Here is a 16,379-nt window from a genome sequence, read left to right on the forward strand (position 1 = left end):
TCGGTCACCCTCTCACCGGTCCGCCGCGCGCGTCAGTCGAGCTGCCACCAGCCGGCAGACGGGGTGACGACGGCGGTCACCCGGCGGTCGTGCGGACCGGCCGGCAGCTCGGCCACCAGCTCCTCGTCGAACACCACGGCCACCACCGTCGCGCCGGGGCGGGCGTGCGCCAGCGCGCGGTCGTAGAAGCCGCCGCCGCGACCCAGCCGGGTGCCGTCGGCGGCCACGGCCAGCGCCGGGACGACGACCACGTCGGCCGCGGCCAGCGCACCCGGCGGCAGGCGGGGGCCGGTCGGCTCGAGCAGCCCGAAGCGGCCGGGAGCCAGCCGGCCGTCGTGCTCGGCCCAGGAGAGCTCCCGCCCGCGCGCCGGCACCACCGGGAGGAGGAGCCGGCCGGGCAGTGCGTCGGGCAGCCGGCCGGCGCCGGGCTCCTCGGCGGCGGGCACGTACGCGGCGACCACGGAGCTCCCGCCGAGCCGCTCGGCGAGCGCATTGGCGAGCGCATCGGCCGCCGCGGTACGGGCGGCCGGCGACCGGGCTGCGCGTCCGGCCAGCAGGGACTCCCGCAGCGCGGCCTTCGCGCTCACCACCTCGGGGGAGTCCGCCATGGCGGCAGGCTAGCTACGCTGCCCGGCATGTCGAGTGAGTCCGCCCCGAGCCCGCGCCCGGCCACGAAGTCCGTCATCCCGGTCGCCGGCATGGGAACCCGCTTCCTCCCGGCCACCAAGGCCGTCCCCAAGGAGCTGCTGCCGGTCGTCGACCGGCCGGCCCTGCAGTACATCGTCGAGGAGGCCGCCCGGGCCGGCGTCGGCGAGGTGCTCATGGTGACCGGGCGCAACAAGGGCAGCATCGAGGACTACTTCGACCGGACGCCGGAGCTGGAGACCGCACTGGAGGCCAAGGGCGACCAGAGCCGGCTCGACGCGGTGCACGAGTCCACCGACGTCGCGCAGGTCTTCTTCGTGCGCCAGGGCGACGCGAAGGGCCTGGGCCACGCCGTCCTGCAGGCCGCGCCCTTCGTCGGCGACGAGCCGTTCGCGGTGCTCCTCGGCGACGACATCATCGACGCCCGCGACCACCTGCTCGAGCAGATGCTCGCCGTGCAGGCCGAGCACGGCGGCGCGGTGATCGCGCTGCTGGACGTCGGGGCCGACAACATCTCCAAGTACGGCGCCGTCGCCGTCGAGGACGCCCACGTCTCCGGGGACGCCGCCGGCGACCAGGTCTTCCGGGTCACCGGCATGGTCGAGAAGCCCCCGGCCGACGAGGCGCCCAGCACGCTGGCGATCATCGGCCGCTACGTGCTGCCCCCGGAGGTCTTCCCGGCGATCCGGGACACCCCGCCCGGCCGCGGCGGCGAGATCCAGCTGACCGACGCGCTGCTCAAGCTGGTCGAGGACGGCATGCCCGTGCACGGCGTGGTCTTCTCCGGCCGCCGGTACGACACCGGCGACAAGCTCGACTACCTCAAGGCGGTCGTCCAGCTGGCGGTCGAGCGTGACGACCTGGGCCCCGCCTTCGGCCCGTGGCTGCGCAACTTCGTCGCCGACCTCCCCGCCGAGGGCGCGTCGCCCGCCTGAGCGGCCCCTCCAGAGGGCACCATCGGGCGCAGGTCCGTCATCGGCGCCGTGACCGGTCGATCCGGGCGCGGGGCTGGCCCGATGACGGAGGGACGACGGTGGTGGGGATGAGCGACGACAGCACACGCGGGTGGATCTCCGGCGGAGGCCGGGACACGACCCAGCTGGACCTGAACAGCGGCGGGCTGGTCCCGTCGCCACGGGACAACCGGCTGGTCTCCGGCCCGGCGCCGGTGGTCACCCACGACACCGTGCAGGTCGACCGGTCGGTGTTCTCCTCCGACCGGGTGCCCTCGCCGGCGATCGCCACCGGCGACCGGTCACCGGACCCGATGGCCGACACCGGCTCGGTCGACGTGTCCGGGGTCCGGCTGCGCGCCGTCGAGCACCACCTGGACGAGATCCTCGGCGCCGTCCCCCAGCCCGACCCGATCGAGCTCGCGGTGCTCGACGCCCAGGGGCTGCTCTGCGCCGAGCTGGTCACCAGCCAGCGCTCGCTGCCCGCCTTCGACCAGGCCGGGCTCGACGGGTACGCCGTCCGCGCGGCCGACATCGCCACCGCGGCCGTCGAGCAGCCCGTCGACCTCGCCGTCGTCGGTGAGACCGCCGCCGGGGACGGGGAGCCGACCTCGATCAGCGCCGGCCTCGCGCAGAAGGTCGCCGTCGGCGCGATGCTGCCGGCCGGTGCCGACGTCGTCGTCCCGGCCGCCTGGACCGACCAGGGCGCCGCCCGGGTCCAGGTCTTCGCCGCGCTCGCGCCGGGCAGCTACGTCCGCCGGGTCGGGGACGACGTCGCCACCGGTGACACCGCGGTGGAGATCGGCACCCCCATCGGGCCGGCCCAGATCAGCCTGCTGGCCGCCGTCGGGCGCGAGCGGGTCGCGGTGCGGCCGCGTCCGCGGATCACGGTGCTGTGTGCCGGGAACGAGCTCGTCGACGTCGGCGCGGTCGCCGGCCCTGGCCAGCAGGTGGACGTGAACAGCTACGCGCTGGCCGCCGCGGCGCGGGACGCCGGCGCCGCGGCCTACCGGGCGGGGATCATGCCCAACGACCGGCGGCGGATGGTCGAGCTGCTGGAGGGTCAGATGCTCCGCAGCGACATCGTCCTGGTCGCCGGTACCTTCGCCAACGGCGGTCACGACCTGCTCCAGGAGGCGCTGGACGAACTCGGTGGGGTCACCTTCACCCAGGTGGCCATGCACCCCGGCCCGGTGCACGCCTTCGGCAAGCTCGGGCCCGACGCGGTCCCGGTGATCTGCGTGCCCGGTGAGCCGGTCGCCGCCCTGGTCGCCTTCGAGGTCTTCGTCCGCCCGGCGATCCGGCTGATGCTCGGCAAGCGCCAGCTGTTCCGGCGCACCGTGCAGGCCGTCTCCGCCCAGCAGCTGCTCTCGCCGCTGGGGTACCGGCAGTACCTGCACGGCCAGGTCATGCGCCACCCCGACGGTGGTTACGTCGTCGAGCCGATCGGGGACGGCGACCAGGCCATGCTCGCCCGGATGGCCCGCGCCAACTGCCTGATCGTGGTGGACGAGGACGTCACCGAGGTGTCCGCCGGGGGACTCGTGACCGTCATGCCGATGCTGCTCGGGGGCTGAGCTGGACCCGTCCCTGCACCCGGGCTGGCCGGCCCGGCTGGCCTGGGGGCCGGTCGAACTGCACCCGCTGCGCCGCGACGACGCCCGCGAGTGGGCTCGGCTGCGCACCGCCAACGAGGCGTGGTTGCTGCCCTGGGAGCCCTCCACCGGGCTGACCTGGTCCCAGCGGCACACGCCGGCGGCCTACCGGGCGATGCGCCGGGCGGCGTCCCGGCGCGCCCGGGTCGGGACGTCGCTGCCCTTCGCCGTGCGGTACGAGGGGCGGCTGGCCGGCCAGGTGACCGTCGACAACGTCGTCCGGGGGGCGTTGCGCTCCGGGAGTCTGGGCTACTGGGTCGACCAAGCCGTGGCCGGACGGGGCGCGGCCTCGCTGGCGGTGGCGCTGGTCTGTGACCACGCCTTCGGGCCGGTGGGGCTGCACCGGCTGCAGGCCGACATCCGGCCGGAGAACGGGCCGAGCCGGCGACTGGTCGAGCGGCTGGGCTTCCGGCAGGAGGGGCTGTTCCGCGACTACCTGGACATCGACGGGGCGTGGCGGGACCACCTCGGCTACGCCTTGCTGGCCGGGGAGAACCCCGGTGGTGTGCTGGCCCGGTGGCGCACCCGCGTCCCACGCTGAGCGGCCGGGCGAGTACGCCGACACACCGGTTGCGCCGGCGACGCGCCGACACACCGGAGACGTCCCGGGTATCGGCAGTCCGCGGCCTTACCTTGACTCCCGAGTGACGGATGTGACTCGTGTGGCCCCAGGGATGGGGTCGTTCCGCTGGGCCAGGGATGGATCGGGGTGTTCGAGATGGGATCGGGCGTACTGCTGGCCGCTCTCGTCGTGCTGTGGTTCGTGGTCCTGGTGCCGATGGTGGTCACCCGGGGCGACACGCACACGGTGAACGGTGCAGCCAACTCAGGACGGACCCTGCAACGACGGCGGCCCGTGGACCCGGTGGTCCACGCCGAGACCGAGCGGGTGAGCATCGACCGGGCACAGCTGCGCAGCAGCGGTGAGCTGCAGGTCGACGTGCACGCCCGGCGTCGCCGCACGCTGGCCGGGCTCGTCGGCCTCGCCGTGCTGGCGCTGGTCGGTGCGCTGGCCTACCGGTCGTGGCTGTGGGCGCCGCAGGTGCTGCTGGACCTCGCCGTCGTCGGTTACCTGACGGTGACCGCGGCAGCGGCCAAGCGGGAGCGGCGGACCGCCGCCCGCCGTGCGGCCCGGGCCGCCCAGCGTCCGCCGCGCGCCCGCCCCGTGCAGCAGCGTCCGGCCGCTGCTCGCCCGGAGCCGGCGCCCGCACCGGCCCCGGTGGCGGCCGAGGCCGGTCAGGTGCACCCCAGCCTGCCGCTGGCCCCGGTGCACCCGCTGCGCCCCGGACGGGTGGTCGCGGCTCGTACCCCGGCCCCGGCCGGCTGGCAGCAGAGCGCCGTGGTCGGCCTGGACGACGAGGACATCGGCTTCGCCGACATCGACGTCTACGCCCCGAAGCGCGTCGTCAACGGCTGAGGGAGGACCTCCGGCGCTGCCCCCGTGCAGCGCCGGAGGAACCGGACGGTAAGCTCTCCGTCCGAGGGGCTGTGGCGCAGTCCGGTAGCGCACCTCGTTCGCATCGAGGGGGTCAGGGGTTCAATTCCCCTCAGCTCCACCCCGGTCAGGCCGGGCCCACCAGGGCCCGGCCTGACGCATTTCCCGGCACTCTCAGCGCCCTGGCCTCGGGGCGTCGTCCAGCAGTGACCGGACGCCGCCGGGCTCGTCCGGTCCGGCCACCGGACGTCGGCTCGACTGCTCCGGGAGCTGCGCCGTCCGGCTCGACGGGCTGACGTCCTCCGCTCAGAACCAGGAGGGGAGCCACATCCGCTGCAGCCACTCCGCGTTCGACAGCGGCTGGCCGGTGAGCACCGGGTGGAAGAAGGCGAACGTCACCACGACCACCGCCACGTACAGGCAGACGACGGCCAGCCCCACCTGGCGGCGCAGCGCGGAGGCGGCCGGTGGGCCCAGCACGTCCTGCAGCACGAACACGACCGCCAGCACGAAGAACGGCAGGGCCGGGGCCATGTAGAAGATGAACATCGTCCGGTCGAGGTTGAGGAACCAGGTGCCCCAGCCGGCGGCGATGCCGGTCGCGGCGACCACCGCCGCCGGGTCGTGGCGAGCGACGATCCGCCACCCGAGCCACAGCAGCGCCGGGGTGAAGAGCCACCACAGCGTCGGCGTGCCCAGCATGATCATGTACCGGACGACCTGGTCACCCGCGGCGTCGGTGAGCCCCTGCGGGTTCCACAGCAGGATCGGCCGGCCGTCGACCAGCCACGACCACGGGCTGGACTCCCACGGGTGCGGGCTCGACAGCCCGCTGTGGAAGTCCAGCCACTCGCCGTGCATGTGCCACAGCGAGCGCAGTGCGTCCGGCACGAAGCCGAACGCGGTGTCCGGGTTCTCCGCGGCCCAGTGCCGGCCCTGCGCGTTCTCCCCGCGGAACCAGCCGGCGAAGGAGGCCAGGTAGGCCAGCACCGGGACGACGGCGAGCGCCCAGGTCGCCCCGGGCAGACCCCGGCGCAGCGCCGTCCGGGTGGGCCGGGCGACCCCCGCCTCCCGCCAGGCTGCCCGGTCCCAGAAGAGCGAGAGCACCGCGAACAGGGCCAGGAACCAGACCCCGCTCCACTTCACCGCGCAGGCGCAGCCGAACAGCACCCCGGCGGCGATCCGCCAGCCCCGCGGGCCGAGCCGGAACCCGGTCGCGGTCACCCGGTCGGCGCCGTCCCGGACCCGTTGCCGCACCCGGTCCCGGTCGACCACCAGGCAGGCGACCGCGCTGACCACGAAGACCTGGAGGAAGACGTCCAGCAGCCCGATCCGGCCGAGGGTGAAGGAGAAGCCGTCCACCGCCAGGAGCAGGCCGGCGAGCAGGCCCAGCAGCGTCGAGCCGGTCAGCCGGCGCGCCAGCCGGGTGAGGACGACGACCGCCACCGTCCCGGCCACCGCGCTCGGCACCCGCCAGCCCAGCGGCCCGTACCCGAACAGCTGCTCGCCCGCCGCGATCAGCCACTTGCCCAGCGGCGGGTGGACGATGAACGTGTAGCCGCGGTTGTACTCGTAGCCGAGCTCCAGCATCTCGGCGCCCTCGGGCGGGTAGTACGCCTCGTCGAACACGAGTTCGGTCGGGTAGCCGATGTCCCAGAGCCGGGCCACCAGGGTCACCAGCCCGAGCACGGCGGTGAGCACCGCGGCCAGCACCCGGTCGGTCGGCAGCGGCGGGGTGCCCTGCCGGCGGGGCCGGGGGAGCGGCGGGAAACGGCGGGAGACGGGTGCCCCGGGAGCTGACTCCGTGCGTTCCGGGACCAGCACCGCCATGCCGGCCAGGGTATGTGGCCGAGCTGGGCGAGCCGGCGTGACAGGCTCGGCCGCATGACCGGACGACTCGTGCTGGGCGGGGCACCGCTGGGACAGCCCGGCGACGTCGGCCCGCGGCTGCGGCAGGCGATGGCCGACGCCGACGTCCTGGCGGTCGAGGACACCCGGCGGCTGCACCGGCTGGCCAAGGACCTCGAGGTGACCCTCACCGGCAAGGTGGTCACCTTCCACGAGACCGTGGAGCGGTCGCGGCTGCCCGGGCTGGTGGCGGCGATGACCGAGGGCCGCACCGTGCTGCTGATCACCGACGCGGGCATGCCGTCGGTATCCGACCCCGGCTACACGCTGGTGCGGGCAGCGATCGAGGCGGGCATCGAGGTGACGTCGGTGCCCGGGCCGTCGGCCGTCGTCACGGCGCTGGCCGTCTCGGGGCTGCCATGTGACCGGTTCACCTTCGAGGGGTTCCTGCCGCGCAAGGGCGGGGAACGGCGGTCGGCACTGACGGCGCTGGCCGCCGAGCCGCGCACGATGGTGTTCTACGAGTCGCCGCACCGGCTGGCCGACGCCCTGACCGACGCGGCCGGAGCGCTCGGCGCCGACCGGCCCGCCGCGGTCTGCCGGGAGCTGACCAAGACCCACGAGGAGGTCCGCCGCGGTTCCCTGGCCTCGCTGGCCGAGTGGGCCGCCGAGGGCGTGCGCGGCGAGATAACCCTGGTGGTCGCCGGCGCGGTCGCCGGCCCGGCCACCCTGACGCCGGCCGAACTGGCCGCCGAGGTCGCGGCGGAGGAGGCCGCCGGCGCCGACCGCAAGGAGGCGATCCGCACCGTCATGACCAGAACCGGCCTCCCACGCAGGACCGTTTACGACGCAGTGGTAGCCGCAAAGAGCCCTTGACCCCCGTCGCCGTTGTGCACTGGACGTCGGTCGTGGGTCGACCGACCGGCGGTCAGCGCACAACGCCGAGCGCGGCGGCGATCCGTGCGACCAGTCGATCCGGCTGGTGCAGGTCAGCCGCCGTCACGAAGAGCACGCGCCAGCCGGCCGCCGTCAGCCGGTTGAGCCGTTGCCGGTCGCGGGCGAACTGGCCGGGCTCCGCGTGCCAGAGCCCGTCGTACTCCAGCGCCAGCTGCTGTTCGGGCCAGCCGAGGTCCACCCGGGCGACGAACCGGCCGCCGTCCAGCACCCGGAACTGGGCGACCGGTGCCGGGAGACCGCTGTCACCGATCAGCAGGCGCAACCGGGACTCCTGCGGGGACTCGGCGAGTCCGTCGGCCAAGGCCACGGCACGGCGGGCGCGCCGACTGCCCGGTCCGAGGGCGGTGCCGGCCAGCCAGCGCACCTCCTGGAGGTCGGCGCCGGCGAGCACCACCAGTTGATCGACGGCGGCCACGGCCTCGACCAGGGGCAGCGCCGAGGCCAGCCGCACCGCGGTCGCCTCGGGTGTCGTCAGGTGCACGCCCCGGTGCCGGACGACGGCGCGTGCCTCCATGTCCGCGCGCCGGACCCGTAGTCCGGGGACCCGCACGGGATGACCGCCCGGCCAGCGGGTGACCTCCACGTCGTCGTCCGCCGAGGCGAGGGGGACTCCCCACAGCGCGGCCGCGCTCACCCCGGTGACCACGTCGTCCGGCAGCAGCAGACGCCCCGCAGCCATCGCCCGCAGCTCGTGCGTGACCGGGACCTCGCGGTGCACGTAGACGTCGGGGAACAGTCGTCTCCAGCAGTGCCTGCGCAGCTGGGCCGTCGTCAGCGCGCCGTCCCGGACGGCGTCGGACCCCCGGAACGGCGTGTGGCGCAGGTCGTCGGGCACGGCGAGCACACGCGCACCCTGCCGTCCCGGCCCCACACTCCGCGCCCGTCGTCCACAGGCTCCGCCGTTGTGCAGTCATCGTCGGTCGGGCGGGCCTGAACCGACGACGAGCGCACAACGGCGGGCGGGAGGCGGGCTAGAGCCAGCCGGTGCGCTTGAAGCCGCGGTGCAGGGCGAGGCAGGCGAAGAGCATCAGCAGCAGCGCGGCCGGGTACGCCCAGGGCTCGTCGAGCTCGGGCATGTAGTCGAAGTTCATCCCGTAGATGCCGGCGATGGCGGTGGGCAGCGCGATGATGCCGGCCCACGCCGAGATCTTCCGCATGTCCTCGTTGTCGGCCAGCGAGGTGCGGGCCAGCGACGCCTGCAGGATCGAGGTCAGCAGCTCGTCCAGGCCGGTCACCTGGTCACGCACCCGCAGCGCGTGGTCTTGGACGTCCCGGAAGTAGGAGCGCATCGCCTCGGGCACCAGCTCGTTCGGCCGGTCGACCAGCGTGGCCAGGGGCAGCTCCAGCGGCAGCACCGCCCGGCGCAGCTGCATCAGCTCCCGCTTGAGCTGGTAGATGCGGCCGCTGTCGTCGGTGCGGCTCGGGCTGAACACCGAGGTCTCCACCTCCTCGACGTCCACCTCCACCTCGCCGGCGACCTCCAGGAAGTCGTCGACGACGTGGTCGGCGATCGCGTAGAGGACGGCGGAGGGGCCGTTGCACAGCAGGTCCGGCTGCTCCTCCAGCTGGGTGCGCAGCTTCCCCAGTTCCCCGTGCGTGCCGTGCCGGACGGTGATCACGTGATCGCGGCCGATGAAGACCATGATCTCCCCGGTGATCACCACCTCGCTGGTGGCGGTCAGCTGGTCGTGCTCGACGTAGCTGGCCGTCTTGAGCACCATGAACATCGCCTCGTCGTAGCGCTCCAGCTTTGGCCGCTGGTGGGCGTAGACGGCGTCCTCGACGGCGAGCGGGTGGAGCCCGTAGTGCTCCCCGATCGCGGTGAGCTCGGCCTCGGAGGGCTCGTAGAGCCCCAGCCAGACGAATCCGCCCCGGTCGCGGGCCACCTGCAGCGCCTCGGACGGCGCGACGTCCAGCCGCTCGCCCTGCACGTAGACGGCGCAGTCGACGACCGGGTCGTCGGTGTCCCGCTCGGGTTGCTTCTCCCGGGGCGCGCCCGCCGGGCGGGGGCGCAGCGTCTGCGGGAGCTCGGCAGGCGTCCCGGGGGTGCGCCTGCTGGTCGTGCTGTCGGTGTCGGTCACCGGTCCTCCCTCGGGTCTGTCGGGGTCCAGCATCCCCGGCCCACCACCCGCGGGTCTCACCCCGGCGGGTGAGACGTGCGTCGCGGGCGCTGCGGTCGGCCTCCGGAACGCCCGACCTGATCCGGGACACCCGTTCCTCGGTCAGGAGACCCCCGTGCCCAGCGCCGTCCTCGACGCCCCCCGCGCCACCCCCGCCGTCGCCCCGGCGACCGTGCGCCCGGTGCGGCTGCCGGCGACCGTCGCCGCCGCCGGGGGGCTCTCCGTGCTGGAGGCCCTGGCGCTGCTCGCCTTCGGGCTGACCAGCCTGGAGGGCGTCTTCGGTTCCGGGGTGCGCCCCTCTGGCTGGCTCGTCGCCGTCACCCTGCTGCTGCTCGCCGCGTGGGTGGTGCTGTGCGCCGGCGGCGGGGCCGGCCTCGTCGACGGAGCCGGCCGGATGCTGCTAGTCGCCGTGGCCGTGGGGGAGATCGCCCTGCTGGTCGTGCTCTGCGCGGTGGGGCTGGTCGGTGCGAACGGGGTCCTGCTGGTGGCGATCGGCCCGATCGGCGGCCTGCCGGTGCCCGCGCTGGCGCTGCTGGGCCTCGCCGTCCCCACCGGGAAGCTGCTGCTGGCCAGCGCGCCGTCCGCGCTCGCCTGGGTCGCCGCCGGAGGGCGCCCCCGGCCGGCCCGCCGGGCACCCGTGGTCGAGCACCGCGTGCTGCGGGGCGTCACCCTGGCCGGCATCGGGCTGGCGCTGGCCGCCGTCGCGCTGGTAGGCGTCCCCGCCGAGGACCTCTCCGCACCGAGCACCGTCGCGGTCACCGACGCCCCCTGAGGACGCGCCGGTCAACCCGGTCGACGCCGGTCACTACCCTCAGGCCGTGACAGATCGGCACATCCTCACCGCCGTCGCCTGGCCCTACGCCAACGGCCCGCGGCACATCGGACACGTCTCCGGGTTCGGCGTCCCCTCCGACGTCTTCAGCCGGTTCCACCGGATGTCCGGCGACAAGGTGCTGATGGTGAGCGGCACCGACGAGCACGGGACGCCGATCACGGTCGCCGCGGACGCCGAGGGCATCACCCCGCGGCAGATCGCCGACCGCAACAACCGGGTCATCGTCGACGACCTGGCCAGCCTCGGGCTCAGCTACGACCTGTTCACCCGGACGACGACGGCCAACCACCGCGCGGTGAGCCAGGAGATCTTCCTCGGGCTGCTGAAGAACGGCTACGTCTTCCCGCAGACCACGCTGGGCGCGATCAGCCCGTCGACCGGCCGCACGCTGCCCGACCGCTACATCGAGGGCACCTGCCCGATCTGCGGCTACGACGGCGCCCGGGGCGACCAGTGCGACAACTGCGGCAACCAGCTGGACCCGATCGACCTGGTGAACCCGGTCAGCCGGATCAACGGCGAGACGCCGAAGTTCGTCGAGGAGGAGCACTACTTCCTGGACCTGCCGGCGTTCACCCGGGCACTGGGCGACTGGCTGGGCACCCGGGGGAACTGGCGCCCCAACGTCCTGAACTTCAGCGTCAACCTGCTCGAGGACCTCAAGCCGCGCAGCTACACCCGGGACATCGACTGGGGCGTTCCGGTGCCGCTGGACGGCTGGCGGGACCGGCCGGACAAGCGCATCTACGTCTGGTTCGACGCCGTCGTGGGCTACCTGTCGGCGTCGATCGAGTGGGCCCGCCGCTCCGGTGACCCCGAGGCCTGGCGGCAGTGGTGGCAGACCCCGGACTCCGACGCCTACTACTTCATGGGCAAGGACAACATCGTCTTCCACTCCGAGATCTGGCCGGCCCAGCTGCTCGGGTACAACGGAGCGGGCGACAAGGGCGGGACGCCGGGCTCCTACGGTGCGCTGAACCTGCCCACCGAGGTGGTGTCGAGTGAGTTCCTGACCATGGAGGGGCGGAAGTTCTCCTCCTCGCGCAACGTGGTCATCTACGTCCGCGACTTCCTGGCCCGCTACGACGCCGACGCGCTGCGCTACTTCATCGCCGTGGCCGGCCCGGAGAACCAGGACACCGACTTCACCTGGGCGGAGTTCCTGCGCCGCAACAACGACGAGCTGGTCGCCGGGTGGGGCAACCTGGTCAACCGCTCGGTGTCGATGGCCGCCAAGAACGTCGGCGCCGTCCCGACCCCGGGTGAGCTGACCGACGCCGACCGGGCGCTGCTGGCCACCACCTCCGGGGCCTTCACCGCCGTGGGCGACCTGCTGTCGCGCAACCGGCAGAAGGCGGCGGCGACCGAGGCGATGCGGGTCGTCGGTGAGGCGAACAAGTACCTGTCGGACCAGGCGCCGTGGAAGCTCAAGGAGGACCCGGCCCGCCGGGACACCGTGCTGCACACCGCGCTGCAGGCGATCAAGGACTGCAACGCCCTGCTGACGCCGTTCCTGCCGCACTCCTCGCAGCAGGTGCACGAGCTGCTGGGCGGCACCGGCGTGTGGTCGGTCGCCCCGCAGGTGGTCGAGACCGAGGACCTGGACGACGGCTCGCCGTACCCGATCATCACCGGGCCCTACGACCAGGGGCAGGCCGTCTGGGCGTCCACGCCGCTGCCGCCGCCGGGCACGCCGCTCGCCCCGCCCAAGCCGGTGTTCACCAAGCTCGACTCCTCGATCGTGGAGGAGGAGCTGCGTCGCCTGGAGGAGGGCGGCCAGAGCGGGTCGGACGGCGAGGCGTGACCTCCCAGACCACCAAGATGGCCATCTTGGTGGAGGCGTGAGCCGGTCGGCGTCCTCGCGGGCGAACCGGCGGGGTGAGCCGCCGCCGTCCCCGGAGCCGCTGCCGTCCCCGGCGGTCGACAGCCACACGCACTTCGACATCGCCGTGGGCGGCGAGGACCGGGAGCCCACCGACGCGGAGGTCGACGAGGCGATCGCGGCCGCCGTGGCCGTCGGCGTCCCGCGGTTGGTGCAGGTCGGGGTGGACGTCGGGTCCTCGCGCTGGTCGGCCGCGCTCGCGGCCCGGCACCCGAACGTGCTGGCGGCGGTGGCGCTGCACCCCAACGAGGCGGGGGCCGGGGCGGCGACCGAGACGGCGCTGGCCGAGATCGACCGGCTCGCCGCGCTGCCCCGGGTGCGGGCGGTGGGGGAGACCGGCCTGGACCGCTACCGCACCGGCCCCGAGGGCTGGGCCGCCCAGGAGGCCTCCTTCCGGGCGCACATCGACATCGCCAAGCGGCACGGGATCGCCCTGGTCATCCACGACCGCGACGCCCACGACGAGGTGCTCCGGGTGCTGGACGACGAGGGTGCGCCCGAGCACACCGTCTTCCACTGCTTCTCCGGCGACGCCGGGTTCGCCCGGGCCTGCCTCGAGCGTGGCCACGTGCTGTCCTTCGCCGGCACGGTCACCTTCTCCAGCGCCGGCGCCCTGCGCGAGGCAGCGGCGCTGACCCCGCTGGACCAGCTGCTCGTCGAGACCGACGCCCCGTTCCTGACCCCGGCCCCGCTGCGCGGGCGCCCGAACTCCGCCCGGCTGGTACCGCACACGGTCCGGGCGCTGGCCGAGGTCACCGGGGTGCCGCTGGGCCAGCTGTGCGGCGCCCTCACCGCCACCGCGGAGCGCGTCTTCGGCCGCTGGGACGACTGAGGCGGGTGGGCCGCCCCCCGGCCAGCTGAACCGGGGCACACTGGGGGAGTGGGCCGCCTCATCGCCGTCGTGCTCTTCATCGCCTTGATGGTCCCGGCCGCCATGCTGGCCCGGGGCTGGTCACTCGCGTCCGGTCGCCGGGCCGTCGCCTCCGCCGGTGTCGAGTTCGTCCCGGTGACGCCGGAGGCGACCGCGCAACTGGCCCGTCAGGCCACCCACGCCCACCGGGTGCGGCTCCTCGGGCTGCTGCTCGGGCTGGCGTTGGTGGTCAGCACGGTGGTGCTGTTCGCCGAGGCGTCGGTCTTCCTCTGGGTGCCCGCCCTCGCCGTGGGCCTGCTGGCCGGCGTGCTGCTGGCCGAGGCGACCCGGCCGCGGCCGCGCTGGGCGACGGCCAGCCCGGCGCGCCGACCGCGGCGGTCGGAGCAGATCTCGCTCTGGCTGCTGTGGACCATGCGCGCCGCGGTCGCGGGGGTGGTGCTCACCGCCCTGCTGCAGGTCGAGGACCTGGCGTCGCCGGTCGTCGCGACCGCGACGGCGGTGCCGCTGGCCGGCTGGCTGCTCGCCGAGGCCGCCCTGCTGCGGGTGTGGCTGCGCCCGCTCCCCGCCGAGGGTGCCGACGTGCCGGTCGACGAGGCGCAGCGCACCTGGACCGCGCACCTGTCGGTCGCCGCGGCCAGCGTGCTCGCCCTGCTGCCGCTGGGGGCGCTGCTGCTCCGCGCCGCGATCGAGCTCGGCGACCAGGTGAGCTCCGACGGCGCCGGGCTGCTGCCGGTGGCCCTCGTCGCGGGCGGGTTCTCCGCGGTCATCGCCGGACTGGTGGTGGCCGGCTTCCTGGTGACCTGGTTGCGCCCGGTGCGGCAGACCTCGCCCGCGCTGGCCTGAGGCGCTTCGGGCGCACGGCCGGCTGTGGCCTTGCGCACGGCCACGATCGTGTCGACTCCGCACTCTCATGGCGCGTTCTCACTCACCGTGTCGGCGCGCCTGCAGAGGGCTGAGTCGACATGGTGGTTTCTTGATCTCGCACCGTTCTCTTCCGTCAGGCGTTCGTTATCGTGCCGTGACCGACAAGCCGGGGTGGGGAACACCTGGGCGCTCGTTCCTGCCCGGGTGACCGTTCCCGGTCCCGGAGCTCGTCGGGCCGCACGGTGATGGGCGCCGCCCCCCGGGTCAGGTCCGTCGGCTGTCGCCCTCGTTCCCCTGCCCGGGCCCCGTGACCCGTGGATGTGTTGTGCACCGATCGCTGAAGTCGATTCTCTTCACCCTGGTCCTGCTGGGCCTGGTGGGCGGTTCCGCTGCCTACTTCGCTGCCCAGAAGACGGTGACCCTGACCGTCGACGGCCAGTCGCGCGAGGTGCGCACCTATGCCGGCACGGCCGCTGAGGTGCTGGCCGACGAGGGCCTGGAGCCCGCGTCGCAGGACGTCGTCCTGCCCGACCCCGGCGACGCGATCGGCGACGGCGCCACGATCGTGCTCAACCGCGCCCGGCCACTGACGCTGACCGTCGACGGGGTGCGCACCGACGTCTACACGACGGCCCTCTCGGTCGACGGCGCGCTCGCCGAGCTCGGGTACCGCACCGACGAGCTGGTGCTCTCCGCCAGCCGCAGCCAGCGCCTGCCGCTGGACGGCATGGACCTCGCCATCACCACGAACAAGGACGTCACGCTGATCGCGGACGGCCAGCAGCGCGTGGTCACCACCACCGCGGCGACCGCCGGTGACCTGCTGGCCGAGCAGGGCATCGCCCTGTCGGCCACCGACCGCACCTCGATCTACCCGCAGCAGCCGCTGCTGGACGCGATGGTCCTGCGGGTCACCCGGGTCGTCGTCACCGACGTGACCGAGGTCCAGCCGCTGGACTACGCGACCGTCGAGACGCCGGACCCGAACGCCTTCCAGGGGCAGCGCACGGTCACCCAGCCGGGGGTCGAGGGCGCGCAGACGGTCACCTGGCGGGTCACCGCCACCGACGGGGTCGAGACCGGCCGCGAGCAGCTGGGTGTCGAGGTCAGCACGCCGGCGGTCGACCAGCAGGTGGCCGTCGGCACCAAGGAGAAGCCGGCTGCACCGGCCGCCGTCGTCAGCGCCGACGGCCTGAACTGGGGCGCGCTGGCCGCCTGCGAGTCCGGTGGCCGGCCCACCGCGGTGAGCGGCACCGGCAAGTACCGCGGCATGTACCAGTTCTCCACGGGCACCTGGGCCGCCGTCGGGGGCAGCGGTGACCCGGCCGCCGCGTCGGCCGAGGAGCAGACCATGCGGGCGCAGATGCTGTACGCCCGTTCCGGCGCGGGGCAGTGGCCGCACTGCGGCCCCCGCCTGTTCGGGTGAGCCGGACCTGAGCGACACCCCGGAGCGGGCCGACGCGCTGCTGGGCCCCGCGGCCATCCGCGAGCTGGCCCAGCAGCTGGACCTGCGACCGACCAAGACCCTCGGGCAGAACTTCCTGCACGACGCCAACACGATCCGCAAGATCGTCCGGACGGCCGACCTGCAGGACGACGACGTCGTCTGCGAGGTCGGGCCGGGCCTCGGGTCGCTGACCCTCGGGCTGCTGCCCGCCTGCGCGCACGTGACCGCCGTGGAGATCGACCCCCGGCTGGCCGACCAGCTGCCGGTGACCGTCGCCCAGCGGGCCCCGGACGTGGCCGGGCGGCTCACCGTGGTGACCGCGGACGCCCTCCGGGTGCAGGAGCTGCCCGGCCCCCCGCCCACGGCCCTGGTGGCCAACCTGCCCTACAACATCGCCGTCCCGGTGCTGCTGCACCTGCTGGAGCTGGTGCCCACCATCCGCACCTCGCTGGTGCTGGTGCAGGCCGAGGTCGCCGACCGGCTCGCCGCCGCGCCCGGCACACCCGCCTACGGGGTGCCCAGCGTCAAGGCCGCCTGGTACGCCGACGTCCGGCGGGCCGGCAACGTCCCGCGGCCGGTCTTCTGGCCGGTGCCCAACGTCGACTCCGGGCTGGTCGCGCTGACCCGCCGACCGGCTCCGGACGGCGACCGGGCGGCCACCTTCGCCGTCATCGACGCGGCCTTCGCCACCCGTCGCAAGGGCCTGCGCGCGGCGCTGGCCCGCTGGGCCGGCAGCCCGGCCGCCGCCGAGGTCCGGCTGCGCGCCGCCGGCATCGACCCGACCACGCGGGGGGAGCAGCTGTCGGTCACCGACTTCGCCCGGCTGGCGGCCACCGACCCGGTCACCGCGGAGGAGCGGTAGCGCGT

The 16,379-nt window shown here is 74.4% G+C and carries 15 protein-coding genes and 1 tRNA gene; 12 read left to right on the forward strand and 4 right to left on the reverse strand.

What is annotated here, in order from left to right; translation table 11 throughout:
- Positions 1–32: 32 nt before the first annotated feature.
- A complete protein-coding gene (locus O2W53_RS03095) occupies positions 33–608 on the reverse strand; it encodes a 5-formyltetrahydrofolate cyclo-ligase (RefSeq protein WP_269161571.1) in 576 nt (191 codons plus the stop codon).
- A gap of 27 nt (positions 609–635) precedes the next feature.
- Here O2W53_RS03095 and O2W53_RS03100 point away from each other — a divergent pair, with 27 nt between their 5' ends.
- The 5 genes from O2W53_RS03100 (at position 636) to O2W53_RS03120 (ending at position 4,809) form a co-directional block, all read left to right on the forward strand.
- Positions 636–1,580, forward strand: coding sequence for a UTP--glucose-1-phosphate uridylyltransferase (locus O2W53_RS03100; RefSeq protein ID WP_269161572.1), 945 nt, complete (start codon positions 636–638; stop codon positions 1,578–1,580).
- 107 nt (positions 1,581–1,687) lie between these two features.
- Positions 1,688–3,175 carry a molybdotransferase-like divisome protein Glp gene (gene glp / locus O2W53_RS03105; RefSeq protein WP_269161573.1) on the forward strand — a complete coding sequence of 496 codons (1,488 nt, stop codon included), beginning with the start codon at positions 1,688–1,690 and terminating at the stop codon, positions 3,173–3,175.
- A gap of 67 nt (positions 3,176–3,242) precedes the next feature.
- Positions 3,243–3,794 (forward strand): GNAT family N-acetyltransferase, encoded by a 552-nt coding sequence (locus tag O2W53_RS03110; protein WP_269161700.1) that lies wholly within the window; start codon positions 3,243–3,245, stop codon positions 3,792–3,794.
- A gap of 177 nt (positions 3,795–3,971) precedes the next feature.
- The gene (sepX, locus tag O2W53_RS03115) at positions 3,972–4,670 is read left to right on the forward strand and encodes a divisome protein SepX/GlpR (RefSeq protein ID WP_269161701.1); all 699 of its coding nucleotides are present in this window, start codon (positions 3,972–3,974) and stop codon (positions 4,668–4,670) included.
- A gap of 65 nt (positions 4,671–4,735) precedes the next feature.
- Positions 4,736–4,809 (forward strand) — tRNA-Ala (locus tag O2W53_RS03120).
- 185 nt (positions 4,810–4,994) lie between these two features.
- Here the strand turns inward: O2W53_RS03120 and O2W53_RS03125 are convergent.
- Entirely contained in the window at positions 4,995–6,518 is a 1,524-nt protein-coding gene (locus tag O2W53_RS03125; protein WP_269161574.1) for a dolichyl-phosphate-mannose--protein mannosyltransferase, read from the reverse strand.
- A gap of 54 nt (positions 6,519–6,572) precedes the next feature.
- Here O2W53_RS03125 and rsmI point away from each other — a divergent pair, with 54 nt between their 5' ends.
- Complete coding sequence (gene rsmI, locus O2W53_RS03130; protein WP_269161575.1) at positions 6,573–7,412, forward strand: 16S rRNA (cytidine(1402)-2'-O)-methyltransferase; 840 nt, start codon at positions 6,573–6,575, stop codon at positions 7,410–7,412.
- Positions 7,413–7,464: 52 nt separating this feature from the next.
- Here the strand turns inward: rsmI and O2W53_RS03135 are convergent, their stop codons facing one another.
- Together O2W53_RS03135 and O2W53_RS03140 are read right to left on the reverse strand one after the other, a co-directional pair.
- Positions 7,465–8,337, reverse strand: a complete 873-nt coding sequence (locus tag O2W53_RS03135) for an endonuclease domain-containing protein (RefSeq protein ID WP_269161576.1) — start codon at positions 8,335–8,337, stop codon at positions 7,465–7,467.
- Between the two features lie 127 nt (positions 8,338–8,464).
- On the reverse strand, positions 8,465–9,574 hold the full coding sequence (locus O2W53_RS03140) for a magnesium and cobalt transport protein CorA (protein WP_269161577.1): 1,110 nt from the start codon (positions 9,572–9,574) through the stop codon (positions 8,465–8,467).
- A gap of 154 nt (positions 9,575–9,728) precedes the next feature.
- On the opposite strand from O2W53_RS03140, the gene O2W53_RS03145 reads away from it, so the two are divergent.
- From O2W53_RS03145 to rsmA, 6 genes are all read left to right on the forward strand, one after another.
- On the forward strand, positions 9,729–10,385 hold the full coding sequence (locus O2W53_RS03145; protein ID WP_269161578.1) for a hypothetical protein: 657 nt from the start codon (positions 9,729–9,731) through the stop codon (positions 10,383–10,385).
- A 46-nt stretch (positions 10,386–10,431) separates the two neighbouring features.
- Positions 10,432–12,252, forward strand: a complete 1,821-nt coding sequence (metG, locus tag O2W53_RS03150; RefSeq protein ID WP_269161579.1) for a methionine--tRNA ligase — start codon at positions 10,432–10,434, stop codon at positions 12,250–12,252.
- A gap of 37 nt (positions 12,253–12,289) precedes the next feature.
- On the forward strand, positions 12,290–13,162 hold the full coding sequence (locus O2W53_RS03155; RefSeq protein ID WP_269161580.1) for a TatD family hydrolase: 873 nt from the start codon (positions 12,290–12,292) through the stop codon (positions 13,160–13,162).
- A gap of 48 nt (positions 13,163–13,210) precedes the next feature.
- Entirely contained in the window at positions 13,211–14,044 is an 834-nt protein-coding gene (locus O2W53_RS03160) for a hypothetical protein (protein WP_269161581.1), read from the forward strand.
- Positions 14,045–14,390: 346 nt separating this feature from the next.
- Complete coding sequence (locus O2W53_RS03165; RefSeq protein ID WP_269161582.1) at positions 14,391–15,491, forward strand: resuscitation-promoting factor; 1,101 nt, start codon at positions 14,391–14,393, stop codon at positions 15,489–15,491.
- A complete protein-coding gene (gene rsmA / locus O2W53_RS03170; protein WP_269161583.1) occupies positions 15,382–16,374 on the forward strand; it encodes a 16S rRNA (adenine(1518)-N(6)/adenine(1519)-N(6))-dimethyltransferase RsmA in 993 nt (330 codons plus the stop codon). Before O2W53_RS03165 ends, rsmA begins: the two co-directional genes overlap by 110 nt.
- The last annotated feature ends 5 nt before the right edge of the window (positions 16,375–16,379 follow it).

It is taken from the genome of Modestobacter sp. VKM Ac-2978 (assembly GCF_026968025.1).
GTDB lineage: Bacteria > Actinomycetota > Actinomycetes > Mycobacteriales > Geodermatophilaceae > Modestobacter.

Excerpts from the sequence above, each read along its gene's own strand:
- O2W53_RS03095 (WP_269161571.1), bottom strand. The coding sequence starts at position 608 with ATGGCGGACTCCCCCGAGGTGGTGAGCGCGAAGGCCGCGCTGCGGGAG.
- glp (WP_269161573.1), top strand. The coding sequence starts at position 1,688 with ATGAGCGACGACAGCACACGCGGGTGGATCTCCGGCGGAGGCCGGGAC.
- O2W53_RS03100 (WP_269161572.1), top strand. The coding sequence starts at position 636 with ATGTCGAGTGAGTCCGCCCCGAGCCCGCGCCCGGCCACGAAGTCCGTC.
- rsmI (WP_269161575.1), top strand. The coding sequence starts at position 6,573 with ATGACCGGACGACTCGTGCTGGGCGGGGCACCGCTGGGACAGCCCGGC.
- O2W53_RS03125 (WP_269161574.1), bottom strand. The coding sequence starts at position 6,518 with ATGGCGGTGCTGGTCCCGGAACGCACGGAGTCAGCTCCCGGGGCACCC.
- sepX (WP_269161701.1), top strand. The coding sequence starts at position 3,972 with ATGGGATCGGGCGTACTGCTGGCCGCTCTCGTCGTGCTGTGGTTCGTG.